This is a genomic window from Microbacterium sp. X-17, assembly GCF_039615055.1.
In genome coordinates, this window is record NZ_JBDHNI010000004.1 from 274,654 (window position 1) to 293,954 (window position 19,301).

Genomic DNA, 19,301 nt, shown 5'->3' on the forward strand with positions numbered 1-19,301 from the left:
CGCGAGCCGCGTCACCCCTCGCGGTAGCCGCGATGGCTCTCGCGGCTGAGCCCGTGGGCGGCGAGCAGCGCGTCGAGGAGGCGCGTGAGCTCGGCCCGGTCCGCGGGCTCGAGCGGGCCGAGGAGGGCGGCGGACTGGCCCTCGGCCGCCAGCCGGATCTCCGCCATCGCGGCAGTGCCCGCGTCCGTGAGCCGCAGCAGCTGGGTCCGCCGGTCCTCCGTGCTGCGCTCGCGGCGCACGAGGCCGGCGGCCTCGAGTCCGTCCACGAGCACGACGACGCGGCTCGGCACCGTCCCGATCTCGGCCGCGAGCGCGCGCTGGCTCAGCCCGGGCCGCCGCGCGATCGTGCGCAGTACACCGGCCGCCGCGGGCGTCAGCCCCAGCGGTGCGAGCCGCTCCGCGAACAGGCTCGCGCTGAAGGATCCGAGCTGCGACAGCGCGAACCCGACGCGTGAGGGCCGTCCGTGATCCCGCTTGACGGATTCATTCATAGCGTGAATCATACTCGGTATGACACAGATTCCGCACCCCGACACCTCCCGAGGCGCGCGCCGCAGCGGCGGCCCCCACCTCGGCGTGCTGGCGATCGTCTCCCTCGCGCTGACGCTCGTCGGCCTCCTCCTCGCGGGCCTGCTCTCCGGCGGAGCCCTGCTCGCCTCCCCGTTCGTCCCGCTCGACCAGCTCCTCGCGCGCTACCCCGGCAACGAGGTCGCCGTGCGCGTCGGCACGCTGTTCCAGTTCGGCGCGTCGGTGCCGCTCGGCATCTTCGCGGCGACCCTCTACGCCCGCCAGCTCCGGCTCGGCGTCCGCGTCCCGGGGCCCTCGATCGCGTACTTCGGCGGCATCGCCGCCTCGCTCGCGCTCGGATTCTCCGCGCTCGTGTCGTGGCTCCTGTCGCTGCCGGACGTGTGGACGGATGCCGCCCTCGTGCGGGCGCTCGCCGTGCTCGCGTTCCTCCTCGGCGGCCCGGCGTTCGCCGTCGGGATGGGGCTGCTGATCGCGGGCGCCGCGGTCCCGGCCCTTATCCTCCGGTTCACGCCCGCCTGGCTCGCGTGGACGGGGCTCGTGATCGCGGCGCTGGCGGAGCTGTCGTTCCTGTTCCTCGTCGCCGAGCCGTTCCAGTACCTCATCCCGATCGCGCGCTTCGGGGGCGGCCTGTGGCTCATCGCGATCGGCTTCCTCCTGCCCACGAACCGGGCCGCCCGCAACGCCGAGGTCCCCCACGACGCATGAGGATGCCGCCGGCGATTCCCTCGCGCGGCGGCATCCTCTGCCACGCTGGCAGCATGTCCCGTACCCGCATGACCGCATCCGCCCTGCTGCTCGTGGGCGCCCTCGTCTTCACCGGCTGCACCGCCGTATCGAACGGTGCCGCCTCCCCGACCGCGTCACCCTCGCCCACCAGCACCGCACCCGTCACCGCCGTGGACCTCGCGAAGGGCGAGGACCCGAACGGCGTCGACGTGCAGGTCACCGGCTCATCGCAGGTCGTGTTCCGGCGGATCACGCTCCACCCGGGCGCGAGCACCGGCGACCACTGCCACGCCGGCCAGCTCATCGCCGTCGTCGAGCAGGGCACGCTGACGCACTACGCGCCGATCTACCCCGGCGGCGTCCACGTGTATCACACGGGCGACGCGATCGTCGAGGGATCGGGATACGTCCACAAGGGCGTGAACGAGGGCACCGACGACGTCGTGCTGCTCGTCACGTACGTGATCCCCGACGGTCAGCCGCTCGCGCAGACCGACCTCACGAAGTGCGACGCCCAGTAACCCGGGGTCAGGCGACGCCGGGGTACGTGGCGCTGTCGATCACGAAGCGGTAGCGCACGTCCGACGCCAGCACGCGCTCGAACGCATCGTTCACCTGCGCGGCATCGATCACCTCGATGTCCGCGGTGACGCCGTGCTCGGCGGCGAAGTCGAGCATCTCCTGCGTCTCCCGGATGCTGCCGAAGCTCGAGGCAGAGATCGACCGGCCGGCGGTCATGATGCTGAACGGGTTGTACGACAGCGACTGCGTGGTGAGGCCGACGTTCGCCAGCGTGCCCTCGCGACGCAGGGTGCCGAGGTAGGCATCCACGTCGATCGGGGCGCTGACGGTGTTCAACACGATGTCGAAGCGGTTCGACAGCTGGGCGAACACCGCGGGGTCCTCCGTGGCGTAGTAGTCGTCTGCGCCGAGCGCGAGGGCGTCGGCGCGCTTCGCCTCCGTGCGTGAAAGCACCGTGACCTCCGCGCCCATCGCCTTGGCCATCTTCACGCCGAGGTGACCGAGGCCGCCGAGGCCGAGGACCGCGACGCGGGTACCCGGGCCGGTGTTCCAGCGCCGCAGCGGCGAGTAGACCGTGATGCCCGCGCACAGCAGCGGCGCCGCGGCGGCCGGGTCGAGGCTCTCTGGCACGTGGACGATGTAGTCCTCGTTCGCCACGTACTCCTGCGAGTAGCCGCCCTGCGTGATTGTGCCGTCGAACGGGTCGAGACCGCCGAAGACGAGCACCGAGCCGTTCACGCAGTACTGCTGCTCGCCGGCCAGGCAGTTCTCGCACGTGCGGCACGACTCGACCATGCAACCGATGCCGACCCGGTCGCCGACCTTGTGCTTCGTGACCTCGGGACCGACCTCGGTGACGACACCCACGATCTCGTGGCCCGGCACGAACGGCTCGACCGCCAGCGGTCCGAAGTCGCCGGAGACGAAGTGGATGTCGGAGTGACAGATGCCGCAGAAGAGGATGTCGAGCTTGACGTCGTGGGGACCGACGTCGCGCCGCTCGATGGCGACCGGGACCAGCGGGGCTCCGACGGCGGGGGCTCCGTACGCGTGAACGGTGGTGGGCATTCGTGCTCCGATTCGTGAGAGGGCGAATGCGCCCGTCCGGGCGCAGCATCCCCTCCACACTGCCCTACCGACGGTCGGTCGGGCCCGCTCTGCGGGGGGAAGCCAGTACCTCCCTCGCGGTGTGGGGGCCGCTTAGCCTCGTGGTATCGCCACGAAAGGACCTTCATGGAACTCGGACTCCACATCGCCGACTTCACCTGGACGGGCGGCGCTCCCGCGCTCGGCCCGGCCCTGGCCCGCCACGCCCGAGAGGCCGAGCAGGCCGGCATCCGCCGGATCACGGTGATGGACCACTTCTGGCAGATCCGCGGGGTGGGGCCCAAGGAGAACGACATGCTCGAGGCGTACGCCACCCTCGGCTTCCTCGCCGCCCACACCGAGAACGCGCTGCTGCACACCCTGGTGAGCGGCGTCATCTACCGCGAGCCGGCGATGCTCGCCAAGCAGATCTCGACGCTGAACGTCCTCTCCGGCGGCCGCGTCGGCCTCGGCATCGGCGCCGCGTGGAACGAGGAGGAGTCCGTCGGCCTCGGCTTCCCGTTCCCGCCGGTCGGCGAGCGCATCAGCCGCCTCGAGGAGGCGCTGCAGATCTGCGCGCAGATGTGGTCGGACTCCGACGAGGCCTACGACGGCACCTACTACCAGCTGGGCAGCACCCTGAACGTGCCGCAGAACCTCTCCGCGCCGCGCCCGTATCTGATGGTGGCCGGCGGCGGCGAGAAGCGCACCCTCAAGCTCGTGGCCCAGTACGCCGACGCGTGCAACATCGGGGCCTCCCCCGAGGCCGCGCACAAGCTCGACGTGCTGCGGGCCCACTGCGACACGGTCGGCCGCGACTACGACGAGATCGAGAAGACCGCGATCTTCCGCATCGACCCCTCGTCCACGGTCGACGACATGGTCACGACGGGCCTCGAGCTGACGGACCTCGGCTTCACGGCGGCCTACGTCTACGCCAGCGGCATCACCGACCCCCAGCGCATCATCGGCATGTTCGCCGACGCCCAGCGCCGCCTCGCCTGAGCCGACTCAATCACACGGTGGACCTGAGGGGATTCGAACCCCTGACCTCTTCATTGCGAACGAAGCGCGCTACCAACTGCGCCACAGGCCCGTGAGAACAACCCCACAACACTACCACGCACGAGCCCGGCCCACCGAGCCGCACAACTCCTGCAATCCGGGCGGACACGCTCCGAGACGGGCCGGGATGCCGCGGGGTGCGAGCCGCCTCGACGACGGATTGCAGGAGTTGTGCGGCCGCGGGTCAGGAGACGGGGCGCCGCACCAGGCGGCCTCGCACCGGGCGGCCGCGGGTCAGACGGCGGCGCGACGGGCGAGGAGCTCGCGGACGTGCGCCTCGATCTCGGCGTCGTCGACGTAGCCCATGCGCGCATACGCGGAGGCCTCGGCCTTGGCGGCGCGCGCCGTGTCGATCGAGGGCGGCGCGATGCGCGCGGCGCGCTCCCGGGCGGCCTCCTCGCGTGCGGCGGTCCGCAGCGCATCGCGCGCGGCCTCGGCGTCGAGGACGGCAGCGGCACGGGATCCGGCGGACGACGCGAGCGGGCGGGGCAGGCTCCGCGGCTGCCACCGCGCGACGGGCGTCGCCTCCAGAGCGACATCCTGCACGGTAGCAGGGGCGGAGACGGCGACCGGGGCGGAGCCGGCCGAACGCGCGCGCGCCGACACCCGCGACATCCGCTGCAGCAGGAGGGCGCACACGAGCGTGAGAGCGCCGGCGGACCAGAGGAGCGCCTGCGCACCGGTGGAGACGAACTGCCACGCACCGAAGGCCACGGCGGCGAGCGCCACGAGTCCGATGGTCGTGGTCACGAGCCGGGCACGGCGCCGTGCGCGGGAACGCCGCGCCGCGGGCAGAGCCCGGGCGGCTGCGCGCTCCCCGCGCGCCACCTCGGCCGCGGCCGCGGCCTCGCTCCGGGCGACCTCCAGCTCGGCGCGCGCCTCCTCGAGGCCCGCGCGCTCGCGCTCGGCCAGCGCACGCCGGGCGAGTCGCTGCTGCGCCGCCGCGGTGCGGGCGCTGAGCTCGAGGTGCACCTCGCCGGGCGTCTCGCTCGACTCGGCGAGCACGCGCAGCGCCTGATTGAGGCGGACGGCGTTGCGCTCGGCGGAGTTGTACTGGTGCCGGCTGTGCCATGAGGGAAGCAGATAGACGAGCCAGAGGACGACCGCGACGAGCACGATCACACCGCCGCCGAGCACCTGTCCATCCATGCCCCCCACGGTATGGGACGCGCCGCGCATCCCCCGTCACGCCGCGCGCGTGTCACCGACCCGCGTGTCGGAAGGTCGTGCTAGACGGAACGCTGGTCCTCCGGCGGCCGGGACGCGGCATCCGCCGGGGCACGTCCGTCGAGCCAGCGCCGGAGCACTCCCTCCGGCACCTCCTCGCGCACGAGCGCGAAGGCGTAGTGGTCGCGCCAGTCGCCGTTGATGTGGATGTACCGGCGCCGCAGGCCCTCGTATCGGAACCCGAGCTTCTCGACGACGCGCAGGCTCGCCTGGTTCTCCGGGCGGATGCAGATCTCCATCCGGTGCAGCCGCAGCTCGGTGAAGCAGATGTCCGTCGCCATCGCGACGCTCGTCGGCGTGACGTTCCGGCCCGCGAACCGCTCGCTCACCCAGTAGCCGATCGTCGCGGACGCCAGCGAGCCGCGCGCGATCCCCCACACGTTGAGCTGCCCGGCGACCTCGCCGTCGTACTCCATGACGAACGGCACACCGTTCCCGTCGCGGTACTGCTGCAGCAGACGGCGGATGCCGAGCCGCATGTCGAACGAGACCGGGCCGTCGGGGCTCGTGGCCTCCCACGGCCGCAGCCACGACCGGTTGGACAGCAGCTCCTGCTGCAGCACCCGCGCATCGCGCTGGCGGACGAGACGGATCGCGACGGGACCCTGCTCGCGGGGAATCGTCAGATCCACGACACCCACTCCCTCGACGGTCGACGTCAAAGCTGCGCCGAGAACTCCTTCAGCCAGGGCCGCAGGTCCGGACCGAGGTCCTCCCGATCCGCCGCGAGCTGCACGATGGCCTTGATGTAGTCGAGCCTATCGCCCGTGTCGTAGCGACGCCCGCGGAACACCACGCCGTACACGCCCTCCCCCTCCGTGACGGCGAGCTCCTGCAGCGCGTCGGTGAGCTGGATCTCCCCGCCGCGGCCCGGCTCGGTGTGCTCGAGGATGCCGAAGACGCTCGGCGGCAGGACGTAGCGGCCGATGACCGCGAGGTTCGACGGGGCCTCCTCGGCCTTCGGCTTCTCCACGAGACCGGTGACCTTCACGACATCCGGGTCCTCGGTGGGCTCGACGGCGGCCGCGCCGTACATGTGGATATGTGCCGGATCGACCTCCATGAGGGCGATGACCGTCACGCCGCCGCGCTTGTCGAACTCGTCGAGCATCTTCGTGAGCAGCGGGTCGCGCTCGTCGATCAGGTCGTCGCCGAGCAGGACAGCGAACGGGTGGTCGCCGACGTGGTGGGCGGCGCGCAGCACCGCGTGCCCAAGTCCCTTCGGCTCCCCCTGACGGACCATGTGGATGTCGGCGAGCTCGGTCGAGGCCTGCACGCGGCTGAGGCGTTCGTCGTCGCCCTTCTGCCGGAGCTTCTCCTCGAGCTCCGGCACGGAGTCGAAGTGGTTGGCGATGTTGTTCTTGTTGCGCCCGATGATGATGAGGATGTCGGAGATCCCGGCCTCCGCGGCCTCCTCCACGACGTACTGGATCGCCGGCTTGTCGACGACGGGGAGCATCTCCTTCGGCATCGCCTTCGTCGCGGGCAGGAACCGCGTACCGAGTCCGGCGGCAGGGATGACGGCCTTGAAGGGCTTGTGAGGCATAGGGGTGATCCTAGCCATGCACCGTGGCGATCCCATGTCACCCCGGTGTCACCCTCCGGACCTGCCTCCGAGGCGATCTGCCTAGAATCGTGGGCATGCCCGACGCGATCGACGATGCGAAGCGCGCGCTTCGCGCCGATCTGCGCGAGCGCCGGCAGATCCGCTCCGAGGCGGCCCGCGCCGAGGCGGCCGAAGGCCTGCGCGCGCAGCTCGATGCGCTGGTGGCCGAGCTCGGCGCGCGCTCGGTGTCGTGCTATCTCTCGCTCACGACCGAGCCCGGCACGCACGCCTTCCTCGACGAGGCGATGACCCGCGGGCTCCGGGTGCTCCTGCCCGTGAGCCGCGACGACGGCCGGCTCGACTGGGCCGTCGCCGGGCACCGCCACGAGGTCCAGGAGGGGCTCTTCGGGCTCCCCGAGCCGACCGGCGACCTCCTCGGCCCGATCGCGGTCGAGGACGTCGACCTCATGATCGTGCCCGCCGCGGCCGTCGACCGGAGCGGGATGCGCCTCGGCTGGGGCCGCGGCTATTTCGACCGCACGCTCGGATCCCTGCGGCGCCAGCCGCCCGTCTACGCCGTCGTGTTCGACTCCGAGCTGCGGGACGAGATCCCCTACGACGTCCACGACCAGCCCGTCACCGGCATCGTCACCCCGACCCGGACCATCACGTTCGCCCCCCGCCCGCGCTGAAACGAGAGCCATGCCCACCTACGCCTACGCCTGCAAGCAGTGCGCCCACCGCTTCGAGGCCACCCAGTCGTTCTCCGACGCCACCCTCACCATCTGCCCCGAATGCGGCGGACCGCTGCGCAAGGAGTACGGATCGATCGGGGTCACGTTCAACGGCGCCGGCTTCTACCGCACCGACTCGCGCGCGGGCGCGAAGAGCTCCGGTTCGAGCGAGTCATCCAGCTCGTCGGCGCCCGCCAAGACCGAGTCGAGCTCGTCCTCGACGTCCTGATCCCTCCATCCTGAATCCCCCCATTAAGGAGACGCACGCATGATCAAGGGCTTCCGCGAGTTCATCCTCCGGGGAAACGTGATCGAGCTCGCGGTCGCCGTGGTCATCGGCGCCGCGTTCACCGGCATCGTCAACGCGATCGTCGCCGGTCTCATCAATCCGCTCATCGCGCTCATCTTCCAGGCCGACAGCCTCAACACGCTGGTCATGGGGGTGCCGAACGTCCGTGGCGGCACGACGGACTTCGCCTACGGCACGATCATCGGCGCGGTCATCAACTTCCTCGCCGTCGCGGTGGTCGTCTACTTCGTGTTCGTGTTCCCCATGAACAAGTGGAAGGAGCGCTCCGAGGCCCGCGCGAAGGCCGAGGCGGGCGTTCCGCCGGAGGAGCCGCTGCCCAGCGAGCAGGAGCTGCTCGTCGAGATCCGGAACCTCCTCGCCCGGCAGGCCGACCGGGGTCCCTCCGCCCGGTAGCCACGCGCTACCGTTCCCCGCTCGCGCGCCTGACATATGCGTAGCGCGTGCGAGGAACAGGCGCGCGGGCGTGGGGCCTGGCGCGGGACGTCGCGGCGCGGGTCAGTAGTGCGGGGGGACGTCGCGGCACAGGCGCTCGTCGTTCGGGCCCGCCTCGGCGGAGCCGGATGCCGCGTCGCCGTCCTCCTCGGACGGCGCGGCAGGCTCGGCGGTCGTGCCCGGTGCGGGCGTCAGCCGCGCTCGGCGGCGGCCCGGGACCTTCTCGATCCGCTGCCGGTCACTCGATGACATCGATCGGCTGCGTCTGCGCGCCGACGCCCGCAGACGGCTCCTCCCGGCCGAGCAGGGCCGCGATGCGCTCGGCGACCGAGCCGGGGTCGCTGTAGAGGTCGAAGGCGTGCACCCGCACGTAGTGCCAGCCGAGCCGGCGCAGCACCTGCGGGCGGAGGCGCAGCGACTCGCGCAGTGACTCGCCGCGGGTCTCTGGGTCACTCTCGACCACGACGGCCTTGCCGCCGTAGCGCGCGACGAGCCCGAGCCGCCCGCGGTAGTTGATGTCGACCGTGAGTCCGCGCTCGCGCAGCTCACGAGCGAGGATGCGGGTCAGGGGGTCGGCGAGGTCCTCGAGCTGGCTCTGCCGCTCGCGCGCGGCGATGCCGCCGAGGATCGACATGAGCGTCGCCGCCCCGTGCTCGAGGCGCCCGTCGTCGAACGCGGACGGACGGATCGACGACACGATCACCATCGAGCGCCGCGCGCGCGTCATCCCGACCGTCAGGAGACGCTCGCCGTCGACCGTGGACAGGTCGCCGAAGTCGCTGAGAACGCGCCCGTGCTTCGTGAGCCCGAAGCCGAGCGTGAAGATCACGCGGTCGCGGCTCTCCGCGACCGACTCCTCGAGCGTCAGCACGACGAACGGCTCGGCCGTGTCGCGGGAGAGGAAGTCGGCGACATCGGACCGCCCGGCGAACGCCGCGTCGACGGCCGCGCGGATGCGCTCGGCGTGCCGACGGCTCGCGGTCACGACCATCAGGGACTCGGTCCCGCGGCCGGTGGCGTGCTCGGTGACGAGCGTTACGACGCGCGCGACCTCGGTGTCCGGGCTCTCGACCGCTCCCGTCACGGGATCGGGCGTGCCCGTGCCGCCCTCGACGTAGTCGACCCCGAGGCTCCCGCGGCCGAGGTACGAACCGGCCCACGGGAGGGACACGAGGTCGCCCCCGTAGAAGGCGTCGTTGACGAGCTCGGCGAGATCCTCTCCCCCGGCGCGGTAGCTGCGCGTGAGCGTCTCGACGTCGAGCATCTCGGCGAGGCTCTCGAACACCGAGGTGTCGTCGTACTGCTCCTCCGCCGCCTCGTCGTCGGTCGGGAGGCCGGAGGAGACGCGGAACGGCGTCGGCCGCTGCGTCACGGGATCGCCGAACACGACGAGCTGACGGCCACGGCGCAGGGCGGGCGCGACCTCCGCCAGGCACAGCGACGCGGCATCCGCGACGATCACGACGTCGAACGCCGGATCGTCCGGGATCTCGGGCACCTCGTAGGGCGACGCGAGCCACACCGGTGCGAGCGCGCGCATGAGAGTCGGCGCGACGCGCAGCAGCACGGTCGGGTCGGACACGCCGTCCTTCAGCGCCCGCTGCAGCGCGGCCGCCTCACGGTCGTGGTCGACGATCCCGATGCGCCACTGCGTCGCGAGCTGCGCCGCGAGGAGCGGACCGGCGGATGCCGCGTGCGCCTCGTCGACGAGCCGGAAGTCGCGCTCCAGCCGGTCGACGACCGTGGTGTTCGCCCCGAGCAGCGCGCGGTCGGTGCGCAGCAGGTGATCGAGGGCCGACTGCCACCAGACGAACTCGAGCTCGCGGCCCACGAGCTCCTCGGGGACGTGCCGTACGGACAGCTCGGTCAGCAGCGGCTCCAGCCCGAGCCGCGCGAGCTCGGTGCGCAGCTGCGCGCGCTCGACGAGATTCTCGAAGTACGAGGACTCCGCGGCGAGGCCCGCGAGCGTCCGCACGAGCTGCTCGACCGGCAGCGCCGCGAGCCGCGCGGCGCCGTCGCGGCGCAGGATCGCGTCCAGCTCCCCGAGCTCGGCGTCGACGCGCTGCCACGCGACGTGCACGTCGGCGAGGCCCATCGGCACCTCGGGGACGACCGGGACATCGACGAACCGCTGCCACTGCGTGCGCTGCTCGTTGATGCGCACGAGCGCCTCGTACATGTCGGTCACGTGGACGCCGGGGCGGACGTACTCGCGCGCGAGGTTCCGGAGGCGCCGGCGCTGCGCGCCGCTGAGGTCGCCCGCGTCCCGGCGGTGGGCGTGCGCCTGGATGAGCTCGTCGAGCGGGCGCTCGAAGACCGACGCGCTGAACTTGTCGAACGTCTCGCGGATCCCCTGCAGCAGGCGCAGGTACTCGCCCATCTCCTCGATGCTGCGGAACGGCCGCATGCGCGTGCGTGCGATGAGCTCGTAGCCGCGCTCGAGCAGGCTCGGGACGTGCGAGGACTGCAGCCGTCGGGCCAGTGCGTGCGCCGTGTGCGCGTCCTCCGTCGCCGCGAACGTCACGCCGTACCACGGCGAGTCGGCCGGGCCGAAGCGGAACTCGCCGAGGCGGGCCGCCGTCGCGATCTTCTCCGCGGCCGCCGGACGCAGGTCGCGCAGCCGCTCGAGGGTCGCGACGTCGAAGCGCGCGGGCGACGAGGGCGCGGGCCGCAGCGCCGCGAGCTCCGTCAGGCGCCGCACCGTCTCGAGCGCCGAGACGCCGAGCGACGGATGCGGGGCCGTGAGCGCGACGCGGTACTCGCGCAGGACCGAGCGCAGGCGCACGAGAGCGTCGTCCACCTCGGACATGCTCGGCTGCGTCGCCTTCTCGTTGCGCCCGATCGCCCGGATGAGGTCGCGGCGCAGGTGCCGCGGCGACACGGCGAGCCCGTCGAGTCCGACGCTCGCGAGGCGGTGGCGGATCCCGTCGAGGGTCGAGCGGCGCGCGCTGACGACGAGCACGCGCTTGCCCATCTGGGTCAGCGCGCCGATCGCATTGAGGACGGTCTGGGTGCCGCCGGTGCCCGGCAGCGTGTGCACCGCGAGCGACTGCCCCGCGACGATCCGCGCGAGGACGCCCTCCTGCTCGGCATCCGCGTCGAGGAGCAGGGTGTCGGCAGCCGGTGCCCGCTCGTCGGGGTCGGCGACCGCGGGTGCGGCGCGCCGGATCGACAGGCGCTCGCGCTCCGCGGGCACGCCCACGAGCGCGTCCAGCACGGGGTGGTCGAGGCGGGCGGCATCCCGCGCCATCCCGGAGCCGACGTCCGCGAACGTCGACACCACGAGACGCGGCCGCACCGTGAAAGTAGGGATGTGCGTCGTCAGGGCGCGAAGGTGGTCGATGACCGGCTGCGGCTTGAACACGCTCTCGTCGTACGCGAGGGCCGCGAGGGCTGCGCCGTCGAGATGGATGCCGAAGTGATGGCCGAGCGCTCGAACGAGCTCGAGGTTCACGGCGAACGGGCCGTGGAGCTTCAGCTCGAAGTCGGTGTGGTGGCGGCGGATCGCGAGCGAGCGGAGGAGCACCGGGGCACTGCAGGAGAGCCCGCCGATCCGCCACGACGCCATGCCCACGGCGAGGTGGACCGCCTCGAAGCCCCGCGCCGTGCGCAGCTCGACGTTCTTCGCGGTGATCCGCTCTGCGGCGATCCGCGCGGTGCGCAGCGCGACCTCGTCGCGGAAGAGGTTGGAGAGGAGCGTCGCCCGACCGGTCAGGAACTGCGGAAGGCTGCCGGGGTGCGCCTTCGTGATGTCGATGCCCGCCTCGGGCGAGTCGGCGAAGTGCAGAAGGCTCGAACGCCCGCCGATCTCGGCGGCCTGCGCCCGGAGACGACGGCGACGCGCCTCGGCCATGTCCGCGGCGTCCGCCGGCTCTTCGGTGTCGGGAGGGGACGTCGGCGTCACCCCGTCACCGACCGCTGCGGTACCCTCTGTTCGCCACACGACAGTCACACTAGGCGCGCCTCCCCCGACCGGGCGGCAGAAACGGCCGAGTTTCGCGGGATTCAGGCATTTCCGCCCTCCCCAGGCGACCAGTTCGCACCGGTTGTTCACAACCGGCCGCCGAGGCGGATGCCTCGGCCAGCGGCGACGTGAGGATGACATCATGCTCCCGGCGACCTACCGCATCCACCCGACACCCCTCGGCGAGGCCCTCCTCGTCTCCACCACCGACGGGCTCGTCCACGTCCAGCTCCTCGACGCCCCGCTCGCCCACGCCCTCGCTCCTGTCGCGCTCGCACTCCGCGCCGCGCCGGTGCCGGACGACGCGGTGACGGATGCCGAGGAGTGGCTCGACGCATACTTCGAAGGCGAGCGCGGGCCCTGCCCGGCGGCCCTCGACTGGCGGCTCGCCCACGGCTTCACGCGGCGAGCGCTCGACGCGATCCGAGACATCCCCTACGGCGAGACCGCGACCTACGGAGAGATCGCCGCCGCCGCGGGAAGTCGCCGCGCACATCGCGCGGTCGGAACGGCCTGCGCGACGACGCCGTTCTCGCTCGTCATTCCCGTGCATCGCGTCGTGCGGGCCGACGGAAACATCGGCGAATACGGCGGTCGCCCCGACATCAAACGCGCGCTGCTCGAACTCGAAGGAGCCCTTCCGTCGAGATAGGAATTCCTTTTCTCGGGGTAATTCAATAAAGTGAGCGTATGGCTCGCAGAATCGTGCATCAGCTCGTCGACGATCTCGACGGAACCCTCCTCGAAGTCGGCGACGGCGAGACCGTTCTCTTCTCGCTCGACGGAATCGCCTACGAGATCGACCTGAGCGAAGGAAATGCGCGCAGCCTGCGCGAAGCGCTCTCCCCCTACGTCGGGGCCGGCCGCTCGGTCTCCGCCGCACGCACCACGACGCGCCGCTCGGGCCGCAGCTCGGCAGCCGCCTCGCGGGACCTGTCGGATGTCCGCGCGTGGGCAAAGGCCAACGGGCACCAGATCTCCGAGCGGGGCCGCGTTCCGGCCACCATTCTCGACGCGTACGACGCCGCGCACTGAGCCGATTTTCGGGTTTTCGAGACCCGAATAGTGTTCCCCATTCCGTCGGACGGATTGAATGGGCGCGGGGTCGCGCGCTCAGGCGGGATCCCGCGCTCGGGATGGGACGCGCGTCGGGTTAGCGTAGAGGGGTGACAGCGAACCGGGCGAGCCGGACGTGGCGGGGAATCGCCGCGGCCGTGTTCGCGACGTTCGCGGCGTCGCTGTCCCACTCGGTCGCGAACGGCACGCCCGCGCCGGCGCTCGGGGTGATCCTCGCGCTGACGCTGTCCGTCCCCGTCTGCATCGCACTCGCGGGGCGGCGATTCTCCTGGGTCCGGCTCTCGGTCGCGGTCGCCCTCAGTCAGTTCGCCTTCCACGGTCTGCTGCTGATCGGGGTCGGAACCGATCCGTCGACGGGGTTCACGCCGAGCGGCGCTCACGTCCACGGGGTCGCCGCGATCGCGGCAACCGGTACTGCGGTCCCCCACGATCACGCGGGCCTCGCGATGTGGGGCGCGCACGCGATCGCCGCACTGATCACGGTGCTCGTGTTCGGCAAGGGCGAGCAGGCCCTGCGCCGACTTCTCGACCTCGCCGGCTGGCGGCTGGTCGCGCGCCTCGTCGCGTGGCGACCGGCACCCGTCGCCGTCCGTCTTCCCGCACCCGCGGGCCGCGTGTTCGTCCCGCATCCCGCCGAGCTCCTGTCCGAGGTGTCGAGGAGAGGTCCGCCGCTACCGGCGTGACCTCGCATTCCTCACTTCTCACCTCGCGCGCACCGTTCTCATCGTCGCGCGCACGCACAGAAAGCTCTTCCATGTCACACAGAACCCTCACGCGCACCCTCGCCGGTGTCGGCGCGGGCGTCGCACTCGCGATCGCCATCCCCCTCGCGGCATCCGCTCACGTCACGATCAGTCCGAATCAGGCCGCCGCGGGCAGCGACGCCTATGTCACCTTCCGGGTGCCGAACGAGTCCGCGTCGGCGAGCACGACCTCGCTCGACATCCAGCTGCCGACCGACACGCCGTTCACGGACGTCGGATACCAGCCGGTGGCGGGGTGGACCGGGAACGTCACGACCGGCACCCTCCCCGCGCCCGTCGAGGTGGGCGGCAACACCATCACGGAGGCCCCGACCCACCTCGTGCTGACGGCGAATCCCGGTACCGGCATCGCACCCGGCCAGTTCCAGACGTTCGTCGTCTCGCTCGGGGCGGTACCGGACGTCGGGAGCATCGTGCTCCCGGTCACCCAGACCTACAGCGACGGCACGGTCGCCGAGTGGTCCGCGACCCCGGCCGAGGTCGCGGCGGACGACACCAAGGAGCCGGCACCGGTTCTGTACGTGAACGACGCGCCGCCGGCGGCCGGGCACGACGCGGCCGCCGCGCCGACGGTCACGGCCGAGCCCACGGCGTCCGCGGCTTCGAGCGATCCGGGCGCGGGCGTCGCGCTGGGCCTCAGCATCACCGCGCTCGTGGTCGCCGCGGCTGGCGCGCTGCTGGCGGCGTTGGCGCTGGGGCGCCGCCGGAAGACGACGTGATCCGGCGATCCGGCGCGGCGCTCGGCGTCGTCGCGGCCGCCGTCGCCGCGCTGGTCCTCCTCGCGCCGCAGGCCGCCCTCGCGCACGACTACATCGTGCAGACGGATCCTGCCGACGGCCAATCGGTCACGTCGCTGACGGAGATCGCGCTCACCTTCAACGGTGCGCCGATCGCCCAGCCGGGAGCGAACCTGGTCGAGGTCGTCGGGCCCGACGGACGGTATTACGAGACGGCGTGCCCGACGCTCGCGGGCACCGACGTCACGACACCGGTCACGCCGGGCGCCGCGGGCACGTATCAGGTGATCTGGCGGATCGTGTCCTCCGACGGGCATCCCGTCTCCGGGCAGTACTCCTTCCAGTACGCCCCGCCGGCGGGATCCGCGGCCGCCGCGGGAGCGGCCACTCCGGTGTGCGCGCCCGCGGGCGCCGCCACACCGGCACCCACCGAGGCGGACACGTCCGGCGCGGTGGGCGGCGTCTGGCTCGGGGTCGGGATCGGCGCTGCCGTGACGATCGCCGTCGCCGTCGGCGCGTGGTTCCTCATCCGCCGCCCGAGCTCGTCCGAGGACGACTCAGCCGACGAGTGAGCCGGGAGCGGCCCTCGCTTCACAGCGGGGGCCGCTCTCCTCGGCGACACGGCCCGCGTCCAGATCGATGAGCAACACGGGTTACGCTGTCCGCGTGAGTGATGCGTTGAAGTCGGTGGCCGCGAACGTCCCGGCGGGCGGCGCGAAGTGAGCGGACAGACGAAGCCCTCACTCCTGCTCTTGGGGATCATCGCGGCCATCACCGCCGTCGTGGTCCTCGTCGTCGGCTTCGTCGTGACCGCGCTCGGCGCGTTCGAGATGCCGCTGTCGATCGCGCTCAACAACCTTCACCAGGGCGTGCTCGGCGCCCTCGGTGACGCGCTCTACCGCTGGGTCGGCCCGGTGCCCGCCATCATCGGCACCGTCGTGGTGACCGTGATCGTGCTGCTCGTCCGCCGGGATCTGCGGGTGACGTCGACGTTCGCCATCACGATCGCGATCACGTGGCTCTCGGTCGCGGTCGTCAAGCTCGCCGTCGATCGGCCGCGGCCGGACGTCTCGATGCTGCCGAACGTCTATCAACCGATCCAGGTGGATGCCTCCTACCCGAGCGGCCACGCAGCGTTCATCGCGGCGCTCGTCTTCGCGCTCGTCGCGCTGTTCGAGACCCGCCGCGCTCGGGCGATCGCCGGCACGATCGGAGCGATCGTCGTCGCGTTCGCCGGCTTCCTCCTCGCCGTCGACGGCGTCCACTACGTCACCGACGTGCTCGCCTCGATCGTCTGGGTCGCGGGGGTGGCCCCCTTCGTACGCGCGGCCTGGCTCCAGCTCGTGGTGGCGCGCGTGCCACTGCTGCAGCGCCAGCTCTCCTTCGGTCGCTCCAGCAACTCCTGAGCCAGCCCGGCGTGCCCGTGATGACCTCGGCTCCTGAGGTGTCAGCCGGGCAAGCGGTCACTCCGGGGCGTCGGGGTGGATGCTGCGGGTCTCGCGGCGACGCGACCGGCCGCCGCGCCACCGGTGGCGCGGTGCCGGAAGGATCTTCAGGATCGTGAGGCAGACGTAGAGCACGGTGTTGACCGCCACGAACTGGGCGAGCACCGTGAACCAGACGCTCGAGAGCACCTCGACCGGGAGGACGATCCCGGTCGCCGGCATCCCGCCCGTCATTGCTGCGGCTCCGCGATCGGGACGTGCGACCACTTCGCCTCACGACCGAAGGTCATGTCGATCACGCCCTTCACGAACACGACGTCGATCACGAGGTCGTAGACGAGCTCAGGGAACACGAGCGCGGCGAGCAGTCGTGCCCGCCATCCGCCGCGCCACGCCGTGATGACCCGCTCGAGCATGAACATGACGCCGATCGCGATCCAGAACGCGAACCACACCCACTGGTCGATCGCCAGCAGCATCACGATCCCCAGCGCGAAGTAGGAGGTGAGCGCGATCACGGAGTAGCCGATGCCGATCTGCTGCGCCCAGTAGCGCAGCGTGGTCGGGGTCACGCCGTATTGGCCGAGGTTCTCGAGCGCGCCGCGCTGCCACCGCAGCCGCTGCTTGCCGAGCAGTCGCCACGTCGGCATGAGCTCGGTGACGACCGTGCAGTCGGTCGGCGAGATGATGAGGCCGCCGAGGCTCTTGATCGCGATCGTGATCTCGTTGTCCTCGGTCAGCGCGATCGTGTCGTAGACCTCGCCGGGATTGCCCGGGAGGACGCTCCCACGGGATGCGGCGACCGCCCGCAGCGCGGCCGAGCGGAAGACGCTCGCCGTGCCGGTGAGCACGAACACCCGACCCCGGCGGCGCGCGATCTCGCGCGAGTAGCGGACGAACTCGTTCCGCTGGAACTGACCGAGGAGCCCATGTCCCGGCTCGCCGAGGAAGAGCCCGCCGACGGCCATCAGCGCGCGGTCGTCCGTCATCCGCCGTCGGGCGGTCTCGAGGAACCGGTCGCTGGCGAACCGGGTGTCGGCGTCCATGACGAGCACCGTGTCGTTGTCGCCGAGCTCGGGGAGGAGCCGGGCGAGCGCCTGGTTGAGGCCGCCGGCCTTCTTGTGCGTGTTGGCCACCGTCTCCATGACCTCGACCCCCGCGGCACGCGCGAGGGCGACGGTGTCGTCGGTGCAGTTGTCGGCGATCACGATGACGCGATCGGGTGGCGTCGTCTGCGCCTGCAGCGAGGCGAGCGTGCCGGGGAGGTTGTCGGCCTCGTTGTGCGCCGGGATGACGGCCGTGATCGTCACCTCACCGGCGTACACGCCCCGGGTCGCGGCCATGATGCGTCGAGGCGCGAGCGGGCGACGCGTATCGCGCGGGGACGCGCGGCGCGCCACGGTCGCGACCCGCGTCTCGACGAGCGCGATGCCCAGGCCGGCGACGACCGCGAAGAGGATCGCGCCGATCAGGAGCCACCGGGATGGCAGGTTCGCGTCGTACCAGACGTCGAAGCCGAACACGTCGATCTGCTGCGGGTCGTAGAACGACCGCGGATGGCCGAGCACGACGAGCCCGACGACGGTGAAGGCCGCGAGCACCGTGATCACGATGATGATGAGCCCGGCGAACCGGCCGATCGACCTCCGCCTCCCGCGATCCCGGCTCATGCGCCACCCCTCCCCTGCACCCAGTCCCACAGCTCGTCGATCGGCATCGGGGGCGCGTAGAGGAAGCTCTGCCCCTGCGTGACCCCCACCTGCTGCAGCCGCTCCGCCTGCGCGGGCGTCTCGATCCCCTCGGCCACCACCTCGATGTCGAGCGCCGCCGCGAGAAACCCGATGCTCTCGACGATCGCGTGATCCCGTTCGGTGGCGAGACCGGCGACGAACGAGCGGTCGAGCTTGAGCCGGCCGAACCGCAGCGCGCGGACCATGCCGATGCCGGAGAAGCCGGATCCGAAGTCGTCCAGCGCGAAGCTCACCCCGAGGTCCTGCAGCCGCGCCGCGTTCGCCTGGAACGCCTCGGCATCCCGCACCGGCTCCGTCTCGGTGATCTCGAGCTCCAGCCGCTCCGGGTCGAGCTCGGCCGCCGCGAGCGCGGCCTCGACGACGTCCGGAAAGTCGTTCGCCTCCAGCACCGAGGTCGGGACGTTCACGCACAGGCGCACCCGCTCCCCGAAGCTCTCGAAGGCCCCCGCGCACTCGGCGCAGGCGTGCGAGAGCACCCAGGCGCTGATCGAGGGCATGAGCCCGTAGCGTGCCGCGACCGGCAGGAACGCGTGGGGATCGACGAGCTCGCGCTGCGCGTCGCGCATCCGCAGCAGCGCCTCGACGGCGACCATCCGTCCGCTGTCGAGCGCGACGATCGGCTGGTAGTGCACCTCGAGGCGGTCGTGGCGGAGCGCGCCGTGGATCAGCGCCACCGTGGCGCGCTCCTCGTCGACCCGCTGCTGCAGGAGCGGGTCGTACTCCCGCACGGGATCGTCGCTCGCCTTCGCCTCGTACATGGCGAGATCCGCCCGGTCGAGCAGCTCGTCGCGATCTTCGGCATCCGTGGGGAAGAGCGCGATGCCGATGCTCGCAGAGGTGAGGAGCACGTTGGCGTCGACGAGGTAGGGCCGGGCGAGCTTCGCGGCCATCCGGTCGGCGAGCTCCCGCACGGTCGCCGACCGCCCGTCCCGATGCGGCCTCGTGACGGCGACGGCGAACTCGTCGCCGCCCATGCGGCCGAGGAGGTCGCCGTCGCCCAGCGCCTCCTGGCAGCGGCGCACGGCTTCGACCAGCACGGCATCGCCCACGGCGTGCCCGTACCGGTCGTTGACCATCTTGAAGTCGTCGAGGTCGATGAACAGCAGCGCGACCGACCACTCCCGCTCCTGCGCCTCGGCCAGCCGCGCCGCCAGCTGCGCCTCGAAGGCTCCGCGACCGAGGCTTCCGGTCAGCGCGTCCCGCGCGGCGGCCTCGTCCGGTGTCACGTCCGCCGCCGTGCTGCTCCCGCGCGCTTCATGAGGAGGATCTTCCACCTGCAGTCAACTCTCGTCGTCAATCACCGAATGGGACGCTACTGCAACCGGGGCCAGAAATGGCGGAGGTTCTCCGGCTCCGGAACGCCGCGGCGACGACACTCGCTGAAGGA

Annotated in this window: 22 protein-coding genes and 1 tRNA gene; 12 read left to right on the forward strand and 11 right to left on the reverse strand. The window is 71.7% G+C overall.

The features are described 5' to 3' along the window. Nucleotides 1-11: 11 nt before the first annotated feature. Nucleotides 12-491, reverse strand: a complete 480-nt coding sequence (locus ABCS02_RS20745) for a MarR family transcriptional regulator (protein WP_345837590.1) — start codon at nucleotides 489-491, stop codon at nucleotides 12-14. Nucleotides 492-510: 19 nt separating this feature from the next. On the opposite strand from ABCS02_RS20745, the gene ABCS02_RS20750 reads away from it, so the two are divergent. Further along, complete coding sequence (locus ABCS02_RS20750) at nucleotides 511-1,233, forward strand: hypothetical protein (protein ID WP_345837591.1); 723 nt, start codon at nucleotides 511-513, stop codon at nucleotides 1,231-1,233. A gap of 68 nt (nucleotides 1,234-1,301) precedes the next feature. Continuing rightward, on the forward strand, nucleotides 1,302-1,775 hold the full coding sequence (locus ABCS02_RS20755; protein WP_345837592.1) for a cupin domain-containing protein: 474 nt from the start codon (nucleotides 1,302-1,304) through the stop codon (nucleotides 1,773-1,775). Between the two features lie 7 nt (nucleotides 1,776-1,782). Here ABCS02_RS20755 and ABCS02_RS20760 read toward each other — a convergent pair whose 3' ends face one another. Then, nucleotides 1,783-2,844, reverse strand: coding sequence for an NAD(P)-dependent alcohol dehydrogenase (locus ABCS02_RS20760; protein ID WP_345837593.1), 1,062 nt, complete (start codon nucleotides 2,842-2,844; stop codon nucleotides 1,783-1,785). Between the two features lie 165 nt (nucleotides 2,845-3,009). On the opposite strand from ABCS02_RS20760, the gene ABCS02_RS20765 reads away from it, so the two are divergent. Next, nucleotides 3,010-3,867 (forward strand): LLM class F420-dependent oxidoreductase, encoded by an 858-nt coding sequence (locus ABCS02_RS20765; protein WP_345837594.1) that lies wholly within the window; start codon nucleotides 3,010-3,012, stop codon nucleotides 3,865-3,867. Between the two features lie 18 nt (nucleotides 3,868-3,885). Here ABCS02_RS20765 and ABCS02_RS20770 read toward each other — a convergent pair. The 4 genes from ABCS02_RS20770 to galU form a co-directional block, all read right to left on the reverse strand. Beyond that, nucleotides 3,886-3,958, reverse strand: a tRNA-Ala gene (locus ABCS02_RS20770). A gap of 203 nt (nucleotides 3,959-4,161) precedes the next feature. Continuing rightward, nucleotides 4,162-5,076, reverse strand: a complete 915-nt coding sequence (locus ABCS02_RS20775) for a large exoprotein (protein WP_345837595.1) — start codon at nucleotides 5,074-5,076, stop codon at nucleotides 4,162-4,164. A gap of 80 nt (nucleotides 5,077-5,156) precedes the next feature. Beyond that, complete coding sequence (locus tag ABCS02_RS20780) at nucleotides 5,157-5,786, reverse strand: GNAT family protein (RefSeq protein WP_345837596.1); 630 nt, start codon at nucleotides 5,784-5,786, stop codon at nucleotides 5,157-5,159. A 26-nt stretch (nucleotides 5,787-5,812) separates the two neighbouring features. After that, a complete protein-coding gene (gene galU, locus ABCS02_RS20785) occupies nucleotides 5,813-6,700 on the reverse strand; it encodes a UTP--glucose-1-phosphate uridylyltransferase GalU (RefSeq protein ID WP_345837597.1) in 888 nt (295 codons plus the stop codon). A gap of 95 nt (nucleotides 6,701-6,795) precedes the next feature. On the opposite strand from galU, the gene ABCS02_RS20790 reads away from it, so the two are divergent. From ABCS02_RS20790 to mscL, 3 genes are read left to right on the forward strand one after another with little or no spacing between them, the layout of a single operon-like run. Beyond that, nucleotides 6,796-7,392 carry a 5-formyltetrahydrofolate cyclo-ligase gene (locus ABCS02_RS20790; RefSeq protein ID WP_345837598.1) on the forward strand — a complete coding sequence of 199 codons (597 nt, stop codon included), beginning with the start codon at nucleotides 6,796-6,798 and terminating at the stop codon, nucleotides 7,390-7,392. Nucleotides 7,393-7,402: 10 nt separating this feature from the next. Continuing rightward, on the forward strand, nucleotides 7,403-7,663 hold the full coding sequence (locus ABCS02_RS20795; RefSeq protein WP_345837599.1) for an FmdB family zinc ribbon protein: 261 nt from the start codon (nucleotides 7,403-7,405) through the stop codon (nucleotides 7,661-7,663). 39 nt (nucleotides 7,664-7,702) lie between these two features. Then, complete coding sequence (mscL, locus tag ABCS02_RS20800; RefSeq protein WP_345837600.1) at nucleotides 7,703-8,137, forward strand: large conductance mechanosensitive channel protein MscL; 435 nt, start codon at nucleotides 7,703-7,705, stop codon at nucleotides 8,135-8,137. Between the two features lie 102 nt (nucleotides 8,138-8,239). Here the strand turns inward: mscL and ABCS02_RS20805 are convergent, their stop codons facing one another. Then, a complete protein-coding gene (locus ABCS02_RS20805; protein WP_345837601.1) occupies nucleotides 8,240-8,428 on the reverse strand; it encodes a hypothetical protein in 189 nt (62 codons plus the stop codon). After that, complete coding sequence (locus tag ABCS02_RS20810) at nucleotides 8,415-12,029, reverse strand: AAA family ATPase (RefSeq protein ID WP_345838000.1); 3,615 nt, start codon at nucleotides 12,027-12,029, stop codon at nucleotides 8,415-8,417. Before ABCS02_RS20810 ends, ABCS02_RS20805 begins: the two co-directional genes overlap by 14 nt. Before the next feature lie 253 nt (nucleotides 12,030-12,282). Here ABCS02_RS20810 and ABCS02_RS20815 point away from each other — a divergent pair, with 253 nt between their 5' ends. The 6 genes from ABCS02_RS20815 to ABCS02_RS20840 all read left to right on the forward strand — a co-directional run bounded on the left by ABCS02_RS20815 (nucleotide 12,283) and on the right by ABCS02_RS20840 (nucleotide 16,124). Then, complete coding sequence (locus ABCS02_RS20815; RefSeq protein WP_345837602.1) at nucleotides 12,283-12,792, forward strand: methylated-DNA--[protein]-cysteine S-methyltransferase; 510 nt, start codon at nucleotides 12,283-12,285, stop codon at nucleotides 12,790-12,792. 38 nt (nucleotides 12,793-12,830) lie between these two features. Next, on the forward strand, nucleotides 12,831-13,175 hold the full coding sequence (locus ABCS02_RS20820) for an Lsr2 family protein (protein WP_345837603.1): 345 nt from the start codon (nucleotides 12,831-12,833) through the stop codon (nucleotides 13,173-13,175). A gap of 131 nt (nucleotides 13,176-13,306) precedes the next feature. Continuing rightward, nucleotides 13,307-13,900 (forward strand): hypothetical protein, encoded by a 594-nt coding sequence (locus ABCS02_RS20825; RefSeq protein ID WP_345837604.1) that lies wholly within the window; start codon nucleotides 13,307-13,309, stop codon nucleotides 13,898-13,900. A 71-nt stretch (nucleotides 13,901-13,971) separates the two neighbouring features. Further along, nucleotides 13,972-14,700 carry a YcnI family protein gene (locus ABCS02_RS20830; protein WP_345837605.1) on the forward strand — a complete coding sequence of 243 codons (729 nt, stop codon included), beginning with the start codon at nucleotides 13,972-13,974 and terminating at the stop codon, nucleotides 14,698-14,700. Then, the gene (locus ABCS02_RS20835) at nucleotides 14,697-15,290 is read left to right on the forward strand and encodes a copper resistance CopC family protein (protein ID WP_345837606.1); all 594 of its coding nucleotides are present in this window, start codon (nucleotides 14,697-14,699) and stop codon (nucleotides 15,288-15,290) included. Before ABCS02_RS20830 ends, ABCS02_RS20835 begins: the two co-directional genes overlap by 4 nt. Nucleotides 15,291-15,437: 147 nt before the next feature. Next, entirely contained in the window at nucleotides 15,438-16,124 is a 687-nt protein-coding gene (locus tag ABCS02_RS20840) for a phosphatase PAP2 family protein (protein ID WP_345837607.1), read from the forward strand. A gap of 57 nt (nucleotides 16,125-16,181) precedes the next feature. On the opposite strand, the gene ABCS02_RS20845 is transcribed toward ABCS02_RS20840, so the two are convergent. The 3 genes from ABCS02_RS20845 to ABCS02_RS20855 are packed head-to-tail and all read right to left on the reverse strand — an operon-like array spanning nucleotide 16,182 to nucleotide 19,140. Next, nucleotides 16,182-16,397 carry a hypothetical protein gene (locus ABCS02_RS20845; RefSeq protein WP_345837608.1) on the reverse strand — a complete coding sequence of 72 codons (216 nt, stop codon included), beginning with the start codon at nucleotides 16,395-16,397 and terminating at the stop codon, nucleotides 16,182-16,184. Next, nucleotides 16,394-17,833 (reverse strand): glycosyltransferase, encoded by a 1,440-nt coding sequence (locus ABCS02_RS20850; protein WP_345837609.1) that lies wholly within the window; start codon nucleotides 17,831-17,833, stop codon nucleotides 16,394-16,396. The genes ABCS02_RS20845 and ABCS02_RS20850 overlap by 4 nt, the downstream gene beginning before the upstream one ends. Then, the gene (locus ABCS02_RS20855; RefSeq protein ID WP_345837610.1) at nucleotides 17,830-19,140 is read right to left on the reverse strand and encodes an EAL domain-containing protein; all 1,311 of its coding nucleotides are present in this window, start codon (nucleotides 19,138-19,140) and stop codon (nucleotides 17,830-17,832) included. The genes ABCS02_RS20850 and ABCS02_RS20855 overlap by 4 nt, the downstream gene beginning before the upstream one ends. Nucleotides 19,141-19,301 lie beyond the last annotated feature (161 nt).